Source organism: Paenibacillus solani (genome assembly GCF_001277345.1).
Classification (GTDB): Bacteria; Bacillota; Bacilli; order Paenibacillales; family Paenibacillaceae; genus Paenibacillus_AQ; species Paenibacillus_AQ solani.
In genome coordinates this window covers 3004119-3023648 of sequence record NZ_LIUT01000001.1, presented here as the reverse complement: position 1 = coordinate 3023648, position 19530 = coordinate 3004119, and the positions used below count along the sequence as shown (strand labels likewise).

16 protein-coding genes are annotated in these 19530 nt (G+C 46.5%); 10 read left to right on the top strand and 6 right to left on the bottom strand.

Annotation, left to right across the window (positions count from 1 at the left end):
* Positions 1-18: 18 nt before the first annotated feature.
* A complete protein-coding gene (locus AM231_RS13665; RefSeq protein ID WP_054403012.1) occupies positions 19-786 on the bottom strand; it encodes a YwaF family protein in 768 nt (255 codons plus the stop codon).
* 130 nt (positions 787-916) lie between these two features.
* Between AM231_RS13665 and AM231_RS13660 the strand changes: the two genes are divergently transcribed.
* Positions 917-1864, top strand: a complete 948-nt coding sequence (locus tag AM231_RS13660; RefSeq protein ID WP_054403011.1) for a hypothetical protein — start codon at positions 917-919, stop codon at positions 1862-1864.
* Positions 1865-1948: 84 nt separating this feature from the next.
* On the opposite strand, the gene AM231_RS13655 is transcribed toward AM231_RS13660, so the two are convergent.
* From AM231_RS13655 to AM231_RS13645, 3 genes are all read right to left on the bottom strand, one after another.
* Complete coding sequence (locus AM231_RS13655; RefSeq protein ID WP_053492561.1) at positions 1949-2293, bottom strand: hypothetical protein; 345 nt, start codon at positions 2291-2293, stop codon at positions 1949-1951.
* Positions 2294-2423: 130 nt separating this feature from the next.
* Positions 2424-3608 carry a peptidyl-prolyl cis-trans isomerase gene (locus AM231_RS13650; RefSeq protein WP_054403010.1) on the bottom strand — a complete coding sequence of 395 codons (1185 nt, stop codon included), beginning with the start codon at positions 3606-3608 and terminating at the stop codon, positions 2424-2426.
* A 181-nt stretch (positions 3609-3789) separates the two neighbouring features.
* Positions 3790-4860 (bottom strand): permease, encoded by a 1071-nt coding sequence (locus tag AM231_RS13645; protein WP_054403009.1) that lies wholly within the window; start codon positions 4858-4860, stop codon positions 3790-3792.
* Positions 4861-5147: 287 nt separating this feature from the next.
* On the opposite strand from AM231_RS13645, the gene selD reads away from it, so the two are divergent.
* The 7 genes from selD (at position 5148) to bcbE (ending at position 15448) form a co-directional block, all read left to right on the top strand.
* Positions 5148-6200 (top strand): selenide, water dikinase SelD, encoded by a 1053-nt coding sequence (gene selD, locus AM231_RS13640; RefSeq protein ID WP_054403008.1) that lies wholly within the window; start codon positions 5148-5150, stop codon positions 6198-6200.
* 39 nt (positions 6201-6239) lie between these two features.
* Positions 6240-7292 carry a tRNA 2-selenouridine(34) synthase MnmH gene (gene mnmH, locus AM231_RS13635; protein WP_054403007.1) on the top strand — a complete coding sequence of 351 codons (1053 nt, stop codon included), beginning with the start codon at positions 6240-6242 and terminating at the stop codon, positions 7290-7292.
* Positions 7293-7568: 276 nt separating this feature from the next.
* Positions 7569-8246, top strand: coding sequence for a phosphatase PAP2 family protein (locus AM231_RS13630; RefSeq protein ID WP_054403006.1), 678 nt, complete (start codon positions 7569-7571; stop codon positions 8244-8246).
* A gap of 117 nt (positions 8247-8363) precedes the next feature.
* A complete protein-coding gene (locus AM231_RS13625; protein WP_053492567.1) occupies positions 8364-9422 on the top strand; it encodes an FUSC family protein in 1059 nt (352 codons plus the stop codon).
* Between the two features lie 290 nt (positions 9423-9712).
* Entirely contained in the window at positions 9713-12043 is a 2331-nt protein-coding gene (gene helD / locus AM231_RS13620; RefSeq protein WP_054403005.1) for an RNA polymerase recycling motor HelD, read from the top strand.
* A 310-nt stretch (positions 12044-12353) separates the two neighbouring features.
* Positions 12354-14057, top strand: a complete 1704-nt coding sequence (locus AM231_RS13615) for a methyl-accepting chemotaxis protein (protein ID WP_054403004.1) — start codon at positions 12354-12356, stop codon at positions 14055-14057.
* A gap of 110 nt (positions 14058-14167) precedes the next feature.
* Positions 14168-15448, top strand: coding sequence for a bacillibactin exporter BcbE (bcbE, locus tag AM231_RS13610; protein WP_054403003.1), 1281 nt, complete (start codon positions 14168-14170; stop codon positions 15446-15448).
* A gap of 99 nt (positions 15449-15547) precedes the next feature.
* Here bcbE and AM231_RS13605 read toward each other — a convergent pair whose 3' ends face one another.
* Both AM231_RS13605 and AM231_RS13600 read right to left on the bottom strand, forming a co-directional pair.
* Positions 15548-16786 carry an MFS transporter gene (locus AM231_RS13605; protein WP_054403002.1) on the bottom strand — a complete coding sequence of 413 codons (1239 nt, stop codon included), beginning with the start codon at positions 16784-16786 and terminating at the stop codon, positions 15548-15550.
* On the bottom strand, positions 16779-17243 hold the full coding sequence (locus AM231_RS13600) for a MarR family winged helix-turn-helix transcriptional regulator (protein WP_054403001.1): 465 nt from the start codon (positions 17241-17243) through the stop codon (positions 16779-16781). Before AM231_RS13600 ends, AM231_RS13605 begins: the two co-directional genes overlap by 8 nt.
* Positions 17244-17468: 225 nt before the next feature.
* On the opposite strand from AM231_RS13600, the gene AM231_RS13595 reads away from it, so the two are divergent.
* Both AM231_RS13595 and AM231_RS13590 read left to right on the top strand, forming a co-directional pair.
* Positions 17469-18206 carry a glycerophosphodiester phosphodiesterase gene (locus AM231_RS13595; protein WP_054403000.1) on the top strand — a complete coding sequence of 246 codons (738 nt, stop codon included), beginning with the start codon at positions 17469-17471 and terminating at the stop codon, positions 18204-18206.
* A 4-nt stretch (positions 18207-18210) separates the two neighbouring features.
* Positions 18211-19416, top strand: coding sequence for an SLC45 family MFS transporter (locus AM231_RS13590; RefSeq protein WP_054402999.1), 1206 nt, complete (start codon positions 18211-18213; stop codon positions 19414-19416).
* Positions 19417-19530: the final 114 nt, after the last annotated feature.

Sequence of the window (19530 nt, the reverse complement as noted above, 5' to 3'; positions counted from 1 at the left end):
TGTTTGACTGCTTCTTTATTAGCCCCCGGGAGATAAGGAAGCAGGCTCCTTTTTATTAGGAAAACGGCGTTTCACTCGATCTGGAAGGGCAAAAAACACGAGATACATGAGTGTAAACAGCCCAAGTGCGATGAGTTCTTCGACGAATATGTATACAGGATGAGGTCCTAATAGATCCAGAAGCGAAGCATTCTCTGGCTTGCGCATCAGAAACATATAATTAGATCCGACAGCAAGGTTGATCAGACCGACAAGCAAGGCAGATACATTCAGGAAAACCATCGTCCAGGCAATGGATGCCCATCTTGGGCGGTAACCCCGAACCCATGTCATGTATAGAGCTGTTAAGATGATGGCGATATGGACGATAAAAAAATGAAAGAAACGAAAATGGGGGAAAGGGTACCCCAGGTCGGGTGTAAGTATAGCCTGCATCGCTCCGCCGATGCCAGCGAAATAAACAAGCGGATATAACCGGCGTTCATCCGTAAGCAGGATGGCTATGGAGAGAAACAGGGTGAGACTGCACAATTCGAGCGGAAGCGAAGTGGCCGGGTCCCATATGCCCATGGATACATACCATATGTGAAGGGAGACTTCAGGCAGCAAAAGCGCAGATAGCAGGCTCCATTTCGCGGCTTTTTGCAGGAAAGGCTTGGAGGCAATGGCAGACCTGAACAAGTACATCAGCAGGCCAAGCGAGATAAGTATGATAATGGCTGCCCAATGTTCACGGGAGAAAGCGGCAAAAGCCTCAGGATACCACGGATCAAAATAGGAATCGATGCGTAATCATCCTCTCTGTAGTTCATTCTCATAGAACTGATATTACCATAAGGCCGGCCATGGAAGAAATAGGTGTCCCGAGGTACAACGAATCATCAAGAATGGTATACAGAAGAAAGGAAACAACATAATGAATACACTCTATGGAAAAAAGCGATATGTGTGCATCCTTCTAAGCATAGCAATGGTCCTCGGTTTAAGCGGATTCACTCATCCCGAGGAGGCTGAAGCAGCTAGCTCGAAATACAAGAAGTTTTTTGAGATCAGCGCAAAGGGAGCCCCTATCCCAGGCTATTCAGAGAACAAGGAATGGATTCCGCAAGGACTGGCGCTCGTTCCCAGCAAGAATTGGATTATTATTTCGCACTATTGGGGCAATAAGAAGAACAGCAATCAAGCCAGCGTTATCTCCATTACCAGCAGCATAACCAACAAGCGTATCAAGACACTTTATTTATATGAGAGCGAAAGCATGAAGCATACTGGACATGTCGGCGGCCTTGCGGTCAGCAAAAGCCATTTATGGGTTGCTTCAGGTAAAGATATATACAAAATACCGCTGAGTACGATTAACAGCCAGAAGGATTACAGCAACATTGTGATGTCAAAATATGTTCTTGGCCACAAAGCGTCCTACGCGACTTATTCAGATGGCGTTCTATGGATAGGTGAATACAAGGATGGACAGGATCATGGCGGCAAACTATGCTCGCCGGGACTTAAGGGTAAGCTTCGCGGCTATAAACTGACATCAAATGACGACATGCCGTCAAATCAGGAAGCTGCTTACACATGGAGCACTCCTGATCGTGTACAAGGAGCAGTCGTGACAACATCACGCGTCGTGTACAGCCAATCCTGCGGTCGTAACAATGTGAGCAAGCTGCATATCTATACGACGGGAGCATTTGGTAAGGCGGTGACTGCACCATTGACCATGCCGCCTATGTCGGAGGGGATCGCTATGCACGGTAATGATCTGTACGTTCTGTTCGAGTCCGGTGCCCGGAAATACCGGAATGGAGCGATGCCGCTTAAACATCTCTATGTCATGAATACCAACAAACTGAAGCTGTAAACCCTGTAAACGCAAAGATCCCGTCTGTCGGTTAATCACCTCAGACGGGATCTTGCTAGTCGCGCTAAGTCTGAAACTCACAGCTTAAACAGGCTGCTTCACTTCAGCGACATGGCGCTTGAGCGACTCCTGTCTCCATCTTGGAATCCGAAGATGTTTAGCAGAAGGTGCTCTCTCTCCGAAGTAAACAATACCTTGTTCTACCTCTGTAATCTTGTCAGCGTTGACATAGCAATTGCCGCCGACATAATAGAACTGTTTACCGGAGAGAAGGGATGTGATTTTTTCGGCAGTCATTCTCTTTTTAATATTATAGTTCCTGCCATGGAAGCTGACCAAACCGTGCGACCCGGTTTTAAAGAACAGAATGTCTGTCTCCACCACGAAGTCCTCATACATGTTGCGGGATTCCGATACGTGCTTCATCATTCTGATTCCCCCTTTTTTAAGATCAACTCTTGGTAACGCTTACATTCTAACATGTTTTGCCTGGGGTTGAAAGCACTTTTTATTAATACACCCAAAAAACCCCATACCGGAAGGGTATGGGGCTTGGACTTTACTTCGTATCAGCTGGCTTCTCTGTTGATTTCTCAGTTTTCTCAGCTGGTGCTTCTTCAAGTGTATTGGTGATGGTTGCGTTATCTTTCAACTCTTGAATATACGCGTTCGATCCCTGATATACCTTTTGGTTCTCAAGTTGGCCGCGGATTTCTTCTTTCTTATCTTCAAAGGTAGGATTGGTTGCTTCCTTATGGTCAGTTACTTTAATAATGTGATAACCGAAAGAGCTTTTAACCGGGGCGCTGATCTCACCCTTTTTCAGTTTAAAGGCTGCTTCTTCGAAGGCAGGGTCCATCTCACCGCGTCCGAAGAAGTTCAGATCGCCGCCTGTGTCCTTGGTAGCATCTTGGTTTTTCTCTTTGGCAATCGCTGCAAAATCAGCGCCTTCCTTCAGCTGCTTCTCAATTTTCTCGGCCTCTTCTTTGGTTTCTACAAGAATATGGGAAGCGCGAACTTGTTCCGGAGTAGCAAAGCTGTCTTTATTCTGGTCGTATATTTCTTTAACCTCTTCATCCGTAACTTTGATCTTGTCGCCCATCAGTTTTTTGAGCTCGATTTGTGTTTTGGTTTGCTCTTTAAGATCATCCATCGTCATGCCGTTTTGTTGAAGTGCTGACTCGAATTGAGCTTCGGATGGGAAGGATGCTTTCAAGGTTTCTATATCCTTATCAACATCGGCATCGGTCACCGTAATGGATTTCTTGTTCAGTTCTTGCTGAAGCAATTCTTCTGTGATCATGGTGTTGAGAGTTTGCTTACCGCCGATTTCTACAAGCTCATCATACAATTTATCTTTCGTGATGCTGACATCATTGACTTTGGCTATAGCTTGATTGCCAGATCCCTTGGCAAATGGGGGAACGATCAGAACGACAATTAACGCTGCCGCCAAAACCAGCGAAGCAATCATCCAGCCCTTGCCTCCATTGCTGCCGCCATCTGCTGGAGGCTGCTGCTCGTAATGTGGTTGATCCCCTGAATGCATTACAGGAATAGAAGGATCCTGCTGCTCGTGTGATGTCACATCATGTTCAGAGTTCTCGGGATAGGTTGAATCGATTCGTTCTTCTTCATTAGACAAGCTGCCTGAATCTGGTTGATTGTTCTCTATCTCTTGAGCTTGTCCTTGATCATCCTCGGGTTGTCCCGGGTGGTTTGGCTGCAAATCGTTATCTTTCATTTAATAATTGACTCCCTTCGACTGCATGTAATAAAGAGTTGGTTCATTCTTTTCTTTAATCACTTTACCAGATTAGCTGTGAGTTTACCTTAAGAAAAAATAAAAATTAATAACATCATCTAATAACGTGGAACCGATCATGGTGGCAGCATAAATATCGTTATGCAAAAGAATGGTCCATCTACAATATAAACATTCCGGTTATGCCGCATGCAATGCCAAGCAATATCACGGATGCAACCACAAACCATAGCGCTTTACTTGGGAACGAACGGCGCACCATGAGCAGAGAAGGAAGGCTTATGGCCGGCAAGGTCAGGAGAAGCGCTGCCGCTGGCCCTGCTCCCAGTCCCGCTGCTGTGAAGGCTTGAATGATCGGAATTTCCGCCGCGGTTGGAATAACGAACAGCATGCCCATGACCGAGAAGAAGATAACGGTCAGCAATGTGTTGCCAGCAGCTGCTCCGATATGTGGAAACATCCATACTTGCAGTGCTCCTAAGAGCAAAACGGCGATAAGGTATGCTGGAACAACGCGGATCAGCATAACGCCCATACTGCTGAGCCATCGTTTCCAAAGCGGCCGCTCGTCGGACGGTTCGGTCAGTTCAGGCTCGTCCAATTCAATAGACTTGGCCCCCTTTGCAAAGCGATTCGCCAAATAGCTGATGCCGAAGGTCAGAATGATACCGAATATCAATCGAAGCAGAGTAAATTTCCATGATAAAACGAATGTCATGAAGACAAGTGTTGCCGGGTTCAAGGTCGGATTTCCGATCCAGAATGCAAGCGCCGAACCGACGGATACCTTTTTCTTGCGCAGACCAATAGCGAGAGGTGCTGCGCAGCAAGAGCACATCATTCCGGGAATAGAGGCAATTCCCCCAATCGCTGTGCTGCCAAAAGTAGTTTTGCCAAGCACACGGAGCAGCCATTGAGAGGGAAGCAAGGATTGAACCAAGGTTCCTAACAAAATCCCGAGCAGAGCTGCTTTCCAAACCGACTTGAAATAGATAACTGCATAATTCCAGGCGGCTTGCCAGGAAGGCGTGGTGCTGCCGGGCTCCATTCCTAATATAGATGAGCCGATGCTGTGCTCCACAATAGCTTTAAGTGCTTTATCATAATAAGGCCACCACTTCACATAAGTCAGCCCGGTTGCGGCAATGATGATGAAGACCGTGATAAGCCAAATGTTTCTTTTGCGAATCGTATGGTCTAATGCCATTCTGTCGTCGCTTGAGTGGTTCATGATGTTTACTCCCTCGAATGTGACTTGTAAACTTTAGTTATGTCCAATCAAATAGTGTAGCATAAGCCGCCGGACTGAAGAAACATTTTGCCGATAATTGTAAGAAAAAGGGGGAGTGTTAGACTTAAAGCCCTCGATTTCATATAATATAATTATTGTGTGCTTGACATGGAATTCGTAAACGGATTGATATTCCCGGGGTAGATGACACGTTTTTCAAACATCCGCGCCGGGGTTATTGCGTGTACTATGCCAAAATTCATTTTATAACGAAGGGAAGACCCGAAATGAGTCCATCGGAAAAAATAAAACTAACCTCCTATTCCTCCAAAGGGGGATGCGGCTGCAAGATTGGTCCCGCCGATCTGGCGCAGGTCATTCGTAAACTTCCGCAAGCGGAACCGAATCCCAATCTATTGGTGGGTCTAGACACAAGTGATGATGCGGGCGTATACCGTCTCACCGATGACTTGGCTATGGTTCAGACCGTTGATTTTTTTACACCGATTGTAGATGATCCTTACGACTTCGGACAGGTTGCTGCTGCGAATGCCATCAGCGATATTTATGCTATGGGAGGCAAACCGCTGACAGCACTGAACATTGTCGCTTTTCCCATCTCGACGCTGGACAAGCAGGTGTTAACAGATATTTTAAGAGGTGCTGGAGATAAACTGAAAGAAGCAGGAGTAACCCTGGTTGGCGGACACTCCATTGATGATAAAGAGCCGAAATTCGGCCTGGCAGTAACGGGTACGGTACATCCAGATAAGGTAAGAACAAATGCGGGAGCCAAGATCGGGGATGTACTGATTCTAACGAAACCGATTGGTGTCGGCATTCTCACAAGTTCTATCAAGAAGGACCTGCTAAGTGATGAGGAGATTCGCCGGGTTACTGCTGTTATGGCTGCGCTGAATAAGACGGCTGCCGAGATTATGGAGCCATATGAGGTTCATGCCTGCACGGATGTAACTGGTTTTGGCCTTCTTGGTCATACACTCGAAATGGCCAAGGGAAGCGGTACCGGGATTCGTATTAGCAAGTCTGCGGTTCCTGTGCTGGAACGGGTCAGAGAAATGGCTGAACTCGGCGTTATTCCGGGTGGTACCAAAAATAATTTTGACCATGTAAAGGAAGATGTGAGTTTCCCGGATCACATGGATCAGCTTGATAAGTGGATTTTGTGCGATGCCGTTACTTCGGGAGGACTTTTGATCGCGGTTGATGGCTCGCAGGCCGATCAGCTTCTGTCGGAGCTTCGCCAAGCCGGACTGGAAGCCGGAAGGATCGGAGAGGTCGTTATGGATCATCCGAATCGTATCGTCGTTGAGGAATAACGATAGCTAGGTTTTGCATCGATAAAGGAGCGAACAGACATGTTTCAAGACATCACCGTTCATGAATTAATGGAGCAGCGAAACACCAAGAAGATTACGTTGATCGATGTCCGTTCCCCGTCGGAATACAAGGACTCCACTATTCCGGGAAGCGTGAATATTCCCGTTTTTAATGATGAAGAAAGAGCCGAAATTGGTACCATTTATAAACAGGTCAGCGTCGATGCAGCCAAGGAACGCGGACTCGCCATTATGTCGGCCAAACTTCCGAATTTTGTGAAGCAATTCAAGGAGATAGAGGGAGATAAGGCAGTGTATTGCTGGCGTGGCGGTATGCGCAGCCGGACTGCCGCTACGGTGCTCTCACTGATGGATATTCATGTCAACCGGATTACAGGCGGCATCAAGGCATACCGGAAGCATGTGCTGGATTCACTTGAGCATATGCAGCTGGATGCGGATGCCGTTGTGCTTCAGGGCTTGACAGGCACAGGCAAGACAGCTGTCCTAAAGCAGCTTCAGCTTGAAGGCTACCCCGTCGTGGACCTGGAAGGATTGGCAGGTCATCGAGGCTCTATTTTTGGACATATCGGATTACAATCGAACAATCAGAAGACATTTGACTCGGTATTGTTTGAACGTCTGAAGGAATTACAATCGGCTCCCTACTTGTTGGTGGAAGCGGAGAGCAAGCGAATCGGTAAAATCGTCGTTCCCGATTTTCTGATGGAGAAGAAGGCGTCGGGAACCACGATTGTGCTTGAGCTGCCGATGGAGGAGCGTGTGCGTCAGCTTATGGAGGATTATACCCCCGCTGCACATAAAGAGCATTATATGGCCGCATTTCAGCTGATTAAAGGCAGAATTCATACTCCCATAGCTGCCCAGATCGAAAAGCATCTGGTCGAGGGGCAGTTTGCTCAAGCCATACAGCTGCTGCTTGAACACTACTATGATCCAAAGTATACACACACCTTCGGTCAATATGAGGGGCAAGCTCTGATCGTTGTGTCGGTCAACCGAGTGGAGGAAGCTGTGGATGCCGTGAAGGAAATATTACGGAACCTAACGCTTAAGAAGACCGGGTCCTAACCCATTTCAGGCATGTTTCATTGATTAAAGCACGTCTATATGACCAGAACGATCTATCGTCCCTGACCAAGAAGGATACGAAAGTATCTGGTTCTTGCAGGGGCGATTTTTGTAATATGAAATGTTCATAAAAGAGTAATGATATGGATTTGTACATAAACTACGAGAATAATGCCTGGAAAGTCCGGGTGGCTTTCCTTTCTTGCAAGAAGATGATATTATCGTGACTTCACGAGACATACAGATTTGAACCCTAGGCAGAAGGAGAAATCAACATTGAATCGGCAGAAGATACACTGGATTTCTGGAAGACAACAGGAAATCTTCTACATATCGGTGATCAGTTTGTTAGGCTTCCTCATCCTCACCGTATTGGTAAAGCAGCATAGCCTTTCGTTCGATTTAGCGATCATATCGTCGGTCCAATCTTTCGAGCATCCGCTTTTGACGGATATTGCGAAAGGACTGTCCTTCATCGGTTCTTTTGGTCCAGTACTGATGTTATGTCTTATCTTGATCGCCGTGCTATATTGGATACTGGGGCACCGCATGGAGATTTATCTCCTGATTGGGGTTGTATTTGGCTCATCCATGCTGAACCTGTTGTTAAAAGGGGTACTGCAACGGGTGAGGCCTGACATCAACCGATTGGTTGAGATTACAGGCTACAGCTATCCCAGCGGACATTCGATGGCCGCCTTTTCGTTCTATAGCGTGTCGGCCTACTTGTTGTGGAGACATATGAACAGCAAGATTGGAAGAAGTATACTTATCGCTATAGCGATCATTATGATTCTAAGCATTGGTATTAGCCGAATTTATCTTGGGGTGCATTACCCGAGTGATGTTCTTGGAGGATACCTGGCTTCTTGTGCCTGGTTTGGATTTCTCGTTTGTTATTACGAGAGAAGAATGGGGGCAACGGATGAATCTGATGAAATGAATGATTTATAGAACTGCATAACTTTAGAAGGGTAAGGGTAATTGATGAATAGCAGATTCAAATGGAGGAGAATGAATGATGATGCGTGGCCATAAAATGGATGATGGTTTATCTAAGGAGGGCTGACTGTGGCATTCGGAGCAAGAATGTTTAAAACCGGCCTAGCCGTCACGCTGGCTCTTTATTTAGCCATGCTGTTTGAATTCAAATCCCCTGTAGTAGCCGCCATAGCTTCGATTTTTGCGATGCAGCCGTCTATTTACAGGTCATGGCGATATTTCCTTGACCAACTGCAGACGAGTACGCTCGGCGCGGTGCTCGCGATGCTTGGTGGTTTTTTTCTGTCAAATCAACCAATTTCCGTTGGTTTGGTATGTATTTTAGTTATTATGATCTGCATGAAATTAAAGATGGGTGAGACGCTTGGACTTACTTTGGTTACCGTCATCTCCGTAATGGAAGCTTCCGGTCAATGGGATTTTGCACTCAATCGTTTTATTCTAACGATCATCGGTATTATATCTGCATTTCTGATCAATATCCTGGTATTTCCTCCGAAACCCAAGGAACAGTACATCACGCGGATTCATGTTGTATTCGGCAAGATGTCGCTGCTGCTTCGCACGGCAATTTCTCATGAAATGAAGGATTCGGTATACCGTGCGGAGAAGAAGGAATTGGAGACTGCTATTAAATCGTTGTCTGACAAATATAATTTGTTTGAAGAAGAACAGAAAAAGCTGAAACGGGCAAAATATAGTCAAGCCAGGCAGCTCGTGGTATATAAACAATTGCTTCAATCTCTTCGCAAGGGGTACGAGGTATTGGATGCGGTGGAGAACCACTATTTCCAGGCCGAACGGTCCCCGGAAATTGACGAGCAGTTCGATCAAAATTTGGAGCGCTTAATGAAATACCATGAGCATATTTTTTGGAAGTTTGAAGATAAGCTAAAACCGAACGAAACCGAAGCTGAGACAATGGCGGAGAGCAATGAAGAGTTCTTGGAACGGGTCATGTGTGGACCTGGCGCGCAACCAGGGGGGCTTCGGCTCGCAGTAGTCGCAGCAGCCATGTACGATTACGGATACCAGCTTGATCGATTAAACAGGGTAGCTGACCATATCAGCCGAGTAGTTGAAGACAAGGAACAGGAGGAGGCTTTATTCTCCTGGCTCCGCAAATAAAGCAGAATCACATAGAAGGGGCCGATCAATTCATTTGATCGGCTGATTCATGCACGGTGAGGAAGCCGAGTTCCTTGGTGTAGGCCTGGAACAGGGCCTGTTCTGTAGAAAAAACAAAACAACCGCCCATCATGGTCGGTTGTTGTATGTTCAATATTGAATTATGCAGCTTAGGCTGTTATAATAAGCGATGGTCTGTCATTAAATATTAAAAATATGGTTAGAATACCACAATTATATTGTATCACAGACAAATCACGCTGTCAACCAGTATATTAGGGGGATGAATCATGGCTATCAGCGAACAAGATTGGCAAGAAGAACAGGTAAGGGTGACGGATGTCACCCGAAAGATCGGTAATAAAATATCCCAGTTGGAAGCCAGCGTTGGCGATATCCGTGAAGTTGTTATTGATATGCGGAAGGATTTCTGGGATGAGGTTACGGTTAACTTCAGCAACCCTGATGATTTGGGCGAGACATCGACCAACTTAAGGCAGCAGTCTCAGGTGCTTGCTGAAAGGGAGCATGCTCATCTGCAGTCCAGCAAACAGCTTAAGAAGTATAGAAAGCTTGTAGAATCCCCTTACTTTGGACGCATTGATTTTCAAGAGGAAGGATCGGGTGAGACGGAAACCATTTATTTGGGAACCGGATCGTTCCTGGATGAAGATTCAGAGACATTTCTGGTATACGACTGGCGTGCTCCGATTTCCAGTCTATATTACGATGGAGCTCCCGGTCCAGCACAATATGAGACGCCTTCAGGTACGGTCGAAGGCAAAATGCTGCTGAAACGTCAATTTGTCATCCATAGCGGCGAGATCAAGGTGTTATTTGATACGGGCGTGACCATTGGTGATGAGCTGCTGCAGCAGGTACTTAGCCATAGCGCGGATGATCGTATGAAGAGTATCGTCGCCACGATCCAGAAGGAACAGAATGCTGTTATACGTAACGACAAGACGCGGATGCTGATTGTTCAGGGAGCAGCAGGCAGCGGCAAAACTTCAGCGGCCCTGCAGCGAGTCGCCTACTTACTGTATAAATATCGGGAGACGCTTAGAGCTGACCAGATGATCTTGTTCTCACCCAACCCGCTGTTTAACAGCTATGTATCCACGGTGCTTCCCGAATTAGGAGAAGACAATATGCAGCAGACTACCTTCCAATCCTATCTTGAGCATCGGCTCGGCAAGGAATTTGACCTTGAAGATGTGTTTACACAGACGGAACATTTGTTAAATGCGGACGATTCGCCACAGTACCGTGCACGTTTGGAGAGTATATCCTACAAATCGTCTGGAGCCTATTTGGATACGATTAGACGATACAAGGAGCTTCTGGAAAAGGATGGGATGCTCTTCAAGCCGGTTGTATTCCAGGGCAGGGTGATCGTCAGCTCAGATGAGATGAGTGCAAAGTTCTACGGGTATGACTCGGCGGTTAAGCTAGCTGGCCGGATTGATCTCATGAAGGAATGGATGCTGAAACGACTGTCTGAGTTTGCTCACGATGAATTAAATGCCCCTTGGGTCGAAGAGCAAATCGAACTATTGGATACGGAGGATTACCAACGGGCCTTCCAAACGATGAAGCGTAAGCAAAGCCGTAAGACGGAGACCTTTGATGACTTTGAGAAGGAGAAGGAAATTCTCGCCAAGATGGTCATCAGCGATCGTCTCAAGCCGATTAGACGCTGGATCAAACGGTATAGATATGTGGATGTAAAAGGAATGTACCGTAAACTCTATACGGATGAGTCGCTTTTCCGTCTTGCTGCAGGAAATATGGAAGAGCTTCCTCCATATTGGGAGGATATCATCAGCCTCACTGTATCTTCCCTGGACAATAAATCGCTGCTGTACGAGGATGCGACTCCGTTCCTGTATTTAAAGGAGCTGCTTCAAGGTTTCCGCACCAACACATCTATTCGTCATGTGATTGTCGATGAGGTTCAGGACTATTCCGGCTTCCAGCTGGAATTTCTGAAACGTCTGTTTCCGCGAGCGAAAATGACAGTGTTGGGAGATCTCAATCAAGCCATTTATGCACACGGGGAGGCACTTGGCAGCTTGGAGAATTTGGTGAGTCTGTATGGAAAAGAGGATACGGAGGTCATCAATTTAACGCAGAGCTACCGGTCTACTTATGAAATTGTTGAGTTCACAAGGCAGATGATACCGGGCGGTGAGCGAATCGTACCATTTAATCGTACCGGAGAAGCGCCGCGCGTAGTTCAGATCACAGATGAAGAAGCCCTTCATGGAGCCATTGTATCGGATATTAAGGAGCTTCATCAGCAAGGTCTCCAGTATGTTGCGGTGATCTGCCGCACAGAAGAAGAGAGCAGACGCGTACATGAGCAGCTATCCGAGGATATTCCTGCGCGCTTAATCACCAAGTCCACCCCAGCTTTTGAGAAAGGAACGCTTGTCGTCCCTGCCTACTTGGCCAAAGGCGTGGAATTTGATGCCGTTATTATATATAACGGATCCGAAGAGGTGTATCACAGAGAAAGTGACCGTAAGCTGTTTTACACAGCTTGTACTCGTGCGATGCATAAGCTGCATATATATTACACCGGGGAAAAGAGTCATTTTATTCCTCACAAGGTTTAAAGAGATAAGTCTGCCCGAGCCCAGCTCGCGGCAGGCTTTTTTAATGATGGAGCTTGTTAAGAAGCATCTCGGTATTCAAGTTAATAAAAAAGGAAAATGGATTTTGATAGGACATAACTTGAATTTGGTGTTGTGACATAAGCAGGGAGTTATCCATTATTTTTCAGTATTTGACCGCTGATTAATAAATTTTTGTGAAAATTGTATGGATTAAGGCATTTGTAACCATTTCAGCTATTCATTTTCATGATCAACTGGACGAAAAAGGGAATGGAGGAATATTACTAATTTGAAGGTTGGGGGTTTGCGAGTGAGGATTAAAACGAAATTAATTCTTTCGTCTACGATTCTAGCGACGGTTACGGCGATTATCGTGATTATTGCGTTTATTACATCGAGTATGACGGAGAAGAGGTTTACTACAATTATAGAGGAGGATCAAAAGGTCATTTATAACTTGACTCAATTGGAGTCCCTACTAGCAGGCATATCCAATGATGAGCGAGGTTACTTATTGACCGGAAAATCAGACTTTGTAGATTCATTGAAGTCGAAACAGGATGGCATCTCAAAGATCCTGGTCGAGACGAAGGACTTGGTAACAGCGGAAGAGGATCGAAAGGTATTGGAACAGATCGAGTCGGGATATGTCATATACACGGAGGCCGTTACGGAGGTTTTAAACAAACTGGGATATGACACCGGCTTTTACAAAGCAGTACCGTTTCGGGTATATGAAACTGCGTTCAATCAGGAACGTGAGGTTAGGAAGTCCTTCAATACACTTATCGAGCAGTTTACAATACATAAGAATGAAGCATTAGCTAAGCAAGCTGAGCAGATTGCGGACAGCAGCAGATTCCAGAATATGATGATCATGCTGATAGGCATTGCAGCCGTTGTATATTTCGCCATACAAGGATATTTGCTTACCCGCTCGATTCAGCCTTTGAATCAGATGAGCGAACAGCTCACGAAGATCGCCGAAGGCGGCGGTGATTTGGTTACCAGATTACATATAACAACTAAAGACGAAATTGGCGCGGTAGCCGAAGGTTACAACAAGCTCGTTGATGGCTTCAGGGGCCTTGTCGTGCAGGTACAGAATACGGCTGAACAAGTGAGCGTATCGGCAGCGACCCTTCAATCAACAACGGAGGAGATTCGCCAGGCCTCCCAGCAAACCTCCGGTATTATGGAGGAACTCGCGGCTGGTGTTGAGAGTCAGCTTCAGGACACAGAAGTCACCACGAATACAGTAACAGATATGGCAGAAGGTATGCAGCAAATTGCTCTGGCGGCACAAGATGTATCCAGTTTGGCGGCAACGACGAACCAACTTGCGGCTGAAGGAGAGCAGGCTATTGTTCATACATTAACTCAGATGGATGGAATCCGTACAAACGTGGATCGGTCCGCAGAGTCCGTTCGCAAGCTTGGGGAAAAAGCCGCTAACATTGGAGCTATGGGGCAGATCATTATTGATATTGCAGAGCAGACGTCCCTGCTTGCGCTGAATGCATCGATTGAGGCTGCACGCGCCGGGGAGTATGGCAGAGGCTTTGCGGTGGTTGCGGCGGAAGTTCGAAACTTAGCCGATCAGGCCTCGGATTCCTCTGTTGAAATCAGGCAATTCGTGCATGATCTTCAGCAGGACATCTATAACTTGGCAACGGTTATGGAGCTTGGCACACGTGAAGTAACCGAAGGAATGCTTGTTGCGCAGGGAGCCGAAAGAGCATTTAAAGATATTGAGCAGTCCATCGGTGAATTGCATGATCAGATTCAGGGGGTTACCGGTGCAACCGAACAGATGAATGCCGGAGCGGGAGAGCTCGTACAAGCGATTCGACGGATCCAGGAAGTTACGGAAACGACGGCGGGCGGTACTCAAAGCGTAAGTGCGGCGACGGAAGAACAGTTGGCTTCTATGGAGGAAATCACACATTCTGTAGAAGATCTTAATATTGTGTCTGGCAGATTGCGCCAGTTGATGTCCGGATTTAAAGTATAGTTAAGAAACAATAAAATGTAGGGAAAAACTGGCCACCTTGCGGTCATGCATATTCTAGGCAAAAGAACCTACAATATGGATGACAGATAACGCAAAGGTGGTCTTCTCTCATGGAAAATAAAAAAGGGGATCTGGTTGCCCTTGCATCCATACCACTCATCATGACTCTGGGCAATTCCATGCTGATTCCCATCCTGCCTCAGATCTCTAAAGCTCTGAAAATCAGCTCGTTAAAGGTCAGTATGCTCATAACCGTGTATGCTGTTGTAGCCATACTGCTGATTCCGATTGCTGGTTATTTATCAGATCGGTATGGAAGGAAGAAGATCATCATCCCAAGCTTGATCATTACAGCGTTAGGTGGAGCCGTCGCGGCTGTGGCAGCTTGGCTGCTGAGCGGGACTTCTGCGTATTATGTTATTTTGGCGGGGCGATTTCTGCAAGGAATAGGTGCTGCAGGAGCGTTTCCAATTGTCATTCCTCTCGTTGGCGATATGTTTAAGGGGGAAGAAGAAGTAAGTAAGAGTTTAGGAATAATTGAAACTTCGAATACGTTTGGCAAGGTTGTCAGCCCAATCCTGGGTGCTTTGCTGGGAAGCTTTATTTGGTTCTTGCCCTTTATGGCGATTCCTTTCCTGTGTCTTATTTCACTGGTGCTTGTCTTATTTCTTGTCAAAACACCGAAGTCAAACAGTGACGATAAGCAATCCCTTTCAGAATTCTTGAAAACAACAAAGCAGGTATTACGCGAGAAGGGGCGCTGGCTGTATGCGATCTTCGCCATCGGCGGCATTGCTATGTTTGGCGTGTTCGGTGTTCTATTCTATTTGTCCGAAACCTTGGAGAGCACTTATAAGCTGGACGGTGTGGTGAAAGGGCTGGTGCTCGCGATTCCTTTGGCGCTTCTATGTCTGTCCTCCTATCTTGCCGGCAAATTTACGGGCAAGAACAAAGTGGCCAAGAAATGGGCTGGCTTTGCCGGTATGGTATTATTAACGGGTTCGTTGATCGTAACGGGATTTAGCGACCAAATCTATTTTGTTGTCGGTATGATGACGCTCGGAGGAATCGGGATTGGCATGGTACTTCCGTGTATGGATACGCTCCTGACAGAAGGAATTGAGAAAGAGCAGCGGGGTACGATTACTGCCTTATACAGCAGTATGCGGTTTATCGGCGTTTCATTAGGTCCACCGGTGGTCTCTCTCCTGCTGGGAGCAAATCACTGGGTGCTGTTCGGAACTTTGGCGGCGGTCTCCGCTGTTGGAGGCCTCCTAACCTTGTTCGCCGTGAAGCCGGAGGCAAAGGAAGGGGATTCCGGAGGGAATGCATACCGGATGGATTTCAAACAATCGAAAGCTATAAAAAAGAAAGGTCTTGTCCAGAAATAGTGGACAAGACCTTTCTTTTCTTTACTAGTATATGCAGTTGTGGTTACTGCCGCTTATGAGAATAGATCATAGTAATCTAATTGTAAGCCAATATGTGAGTTATCCTGTAACCGAAGATCCGGATTTATCACTATCCGTTTTGATTTGCAAGCGAGATTTGCCGGAGATCTGCATAACTATATATATGAGGATGAACAGCACGAGCGCGACGGCAGAATATCGATACATGACGGTATAGGAAGTGGATTTGGCGATAGACCCCAGCAAGATAGAACCGATGGCAACGCCAAAATCGATAGAGTTGAAGAACATACCGTTTGCCATACCGCGCTGCTGCGGATGGACCTCCTGAATCATCCATGTCTGGATGGATGGCTGCATCGCGCCAAAGCCAAGGCCATAACACAGCGCCGACAATAGCATCGTACCCGTTGAAGAGGCATAGGTTAACATAAGCAATCCGGCGATCATCAGAATGGCCGCAGGTACGACCAGCGCCTTATGCCCATATCGGTCATAGATTCTCCCGGAGAATGGCCTTACCAGAATAATGGCAATGGCATTAAACAAGAAGAAATACTGAGGGTTGCTAAGATGTGCTTCAGCACCGAACAGCGCCATGAAGCTCAGCAGCCCGCCATAGGTGATGGACATCAAAAAGTTAAGCACGCTAGGCAGTATCAATCGTTTGTTGAATGAGCTCTTTGGTTTAGGCTCGGCAATGACTTGCTCGGGTATAGGCCGGTCGATGACCCGCTTCGGCACTTTTGACGTTAAAACGTAGGCAAGCGGGAAAATGAGGATATTAATGATGACGGTAATGATCACGAGCGGAGTGAAGCCGCCTCCCTGAAGCAGGGTCAATCCAATCATGGGACCGATCGACATGGCAAGTGTGGTAGATAATCCAAAATAACCCATGCCTTCTCCAAGTCTTTTGATGGGAATGACATCGACTGCCATTGTTGGGAACGAGGTGCTAGTCATGCCGAATCCGATGCCGAAGAGAACCCTCATGAACAAAAGAAAAGCTATACCGGAAGCCCAGTAATAGCCGATGGTTGCAGCTAAAGATATGAGGAGACCAACGTATAGTAGAAGCCGTAGCTTTCCCTTTTCCAGTGCTTTACTTGATATGAAACGGGAAGCGATCGCGCTAAAGGCGAACAGGCTTGTAATCAGGCTGACTTGCAGGGGACTTGCCATAAATGCGTCTTTGGCGTAAGCCGGCAGTGTGGTCAACATCATCTGCAAGGTTAGGAATAAAAAGAGGTTGCTGACCATTAGTGTGATAAATTCTTTAGTCCAAAGTCGCTGTTTTGTGTTGATATCATTCATGTGAAACATCTCTCCTGTTGTTGTGTAAATGTTGTAGGTTGTTATTGATGCGTGAGAGAGTGTCCCAGAACATCTCCAATTGACGCTCATCAATTCCTTCAATAATCTGGCTTTCGCATATCCGTTCGATGGCTGTGGTTGCTTCGATCAATTCTTTTCCTGAATCAGTCAAGTAAAGCTGAAAAGCCCTACGGTCGTTAATTGACACGGATTTCTGCGTATAACCTTTTTTCTCTAGCAGATCCAGGATACGTGTTGTCGTAGGCTGGTCTTTGTCTGCTTTTGCAGCAATTTCCTTTTGATTCAATCCTTCATGTTCCCCGATCTGATACAGAACAAGCCATTGCTCAGGGGTAATGTCATAGGGCTTCAAGGCATTGGCAAACCATTGGGAGGCACGGCGGTAGGTATAACCTAGATGAGAACCGATAGAGGGGGTGCGATTGGGCTCTTTCAAGAAACAACTCAGACCTTTCTTTTCATGTTTTCAATAATAGTTGTCTTAACAATTATACGCCTGACATGTAAATGAGTCAAATTTAAAATTAATCTATTCTTTAAGACAGGGTTTCGAATTCTGATGTGGAATATGAAATTTGGAATGATAACATAGCTCTAACAATAGTGGGCTATACTCGTCATCATAGAGGACAATATCTCATGCACACAGGAGGAATAAAGAATGACACAATTGATTAATTTTGCACACCGCGGTGCTTCGGCAGTATGCCCGGAGAATACGATGGCGGCTTTTGCCAAGGGACTGGAGCTTGGAGCTACCGGGATTGAAACCGATGTTCAGATGACCAAGGACGGAAGGCTGGTTCTGATCCATGATGAGAGTGTTACCCGGACTACGGGTGCTAAAGGATTAGTCCAGGATTATACATACGAGGAACTGTCCAAGCTGGACGCAGGCTCCTGGTTTGGTGAGGATTTTCACGGAGAGCGGATCCCGCTCCTGGAAGAACTGCTGGAACTGACGAAGAGCCATGGTACGATCATAAACATTGAGCTGAAGAACTCGATCATCCAATATCCTGAGATGGAGAAGCGCGTGATTGAGGCCGTTTCGCATTACAAAATGTCTGAGCAGATCGTGATCTCCAGCTTCAATCATTATTCCTTGGTGGAATGCAAAAATATTGATCCGGAAATCCGTACAGGGCTGCTGTATGGCGAAGGCCTGTATAAACCGTGGGAGTATGCCAAGCTGGCTAAAGCAGATGCTCTTCATGCAGATCATCGAGCAGTTCTGCCGGAATGGGTAACGGAAGCGAAGCAATCTGGTGTTGTCTATCACCCATGGACTGTAAATACAGAGGAGCGCATGAAAGCCTTAATCAAGGCTGAGGTTGCGGGCATTATTACGGATTATCCGGACGTGCTGAGCAGATTACTTCAAACCAAGGGAGCGTGACTTTGTGAGAAAAACATGGCTGCTGGGCTTTGGATTTTTCAGCATTAGTATTACCTGGGCGCTGTATAATGCGTTTGTGCCCTATTTTCTGGAACGTTATATATCCAGTGTCGCCTTGATCGGTTTTTTTATGACGATCGACAATTACTTTGCCTTGTTCTTGCAGCCATGGATCGGAAGTCGCAGTGACCGAACTCATACCCGGTTTGGCAGACGAATGCCTTACCTCCTGATCGGTATGCCGCTCGGCGCTTTGTTTACCGCTATTATCCCTTTTCACAACGGAATGGCAACACTAATCCTCTTCATGGTACTTATGAACTTGGCCATGAGTTTGTATCGTTCGCCTACCGTTTCTCTAATGCCGGATATTACGGAGGAGAATCGGCGCACAAAAGCGAATGGCATCATTAATTTTATGGGCGGGCTTGGTTCTATATTGGCTTTTGGGGCGGGCTCGTTGTTATATAAGGCTCATCCATCACTTCCTTTCATTGCCGCGGCCTGCATAACGCTTGTGTCTTTGTTTATTTTGAAAGCATTTATACAAGAGAAGCGTGATGCCCCGGGCTTTCAGGCTCAGACGGAAGCCCAAGCCAAGGTGTCCTTCAGGAGCCAGATCAATCGGACGACAGTCCTGCTCCTGGCGGCTATATTTTTCTGGTTTGTTGCTTATCAAGGGGTAGAGACACTGTTTACTCTGTATGGAAAAAATGAGATGGGGCTGACCGAATCGCAGGCCTCCTTCTCATTGACCTTTTTCTCACTCGCCTTTGTTGTATTTGCCATTCCGAGCGGATGGCTTGGCGGAAAATTCGGCAAGAAACGAATGATTCTTATCGGTGTCAGCGGACTTTTCGTTGTGTTCGCACTGGTACCTTGGGTGGAGTCACTGTTACTGCTTCGCGTATTGTTAACCATGGGCGGTTTGTTCTGGGCATGCATCAATATCAATTCCTATCCATTCATCGTATCGACCGGCTCGGAGAACAGCATTGGCACGCGGACAGGGATGTATTATTTGGTATCCTCGCTGGCAGCCATTTCTTCACCGCCGCTTCTGGGCAAACTGATTGATGGGATGGGATATTCGATTCTGTTCTATTGTGCCGCAGGCAGTATGCTGCTCGCACTAATTTGCGTTTTGATGATACGTCATCCAGAAACGGAAAATCCAGTACAATCGCGGACCGCATCTGCCAGCCTATAAATGAATCTTTGAGTCAACGAATCGACCACTCGTCAGGTGATATGCTCCCATCATAGTAGACAGTAGAAAAAACAAAACTCTACTTCTACCATGATGGGAGTTTTTGTAATGTCC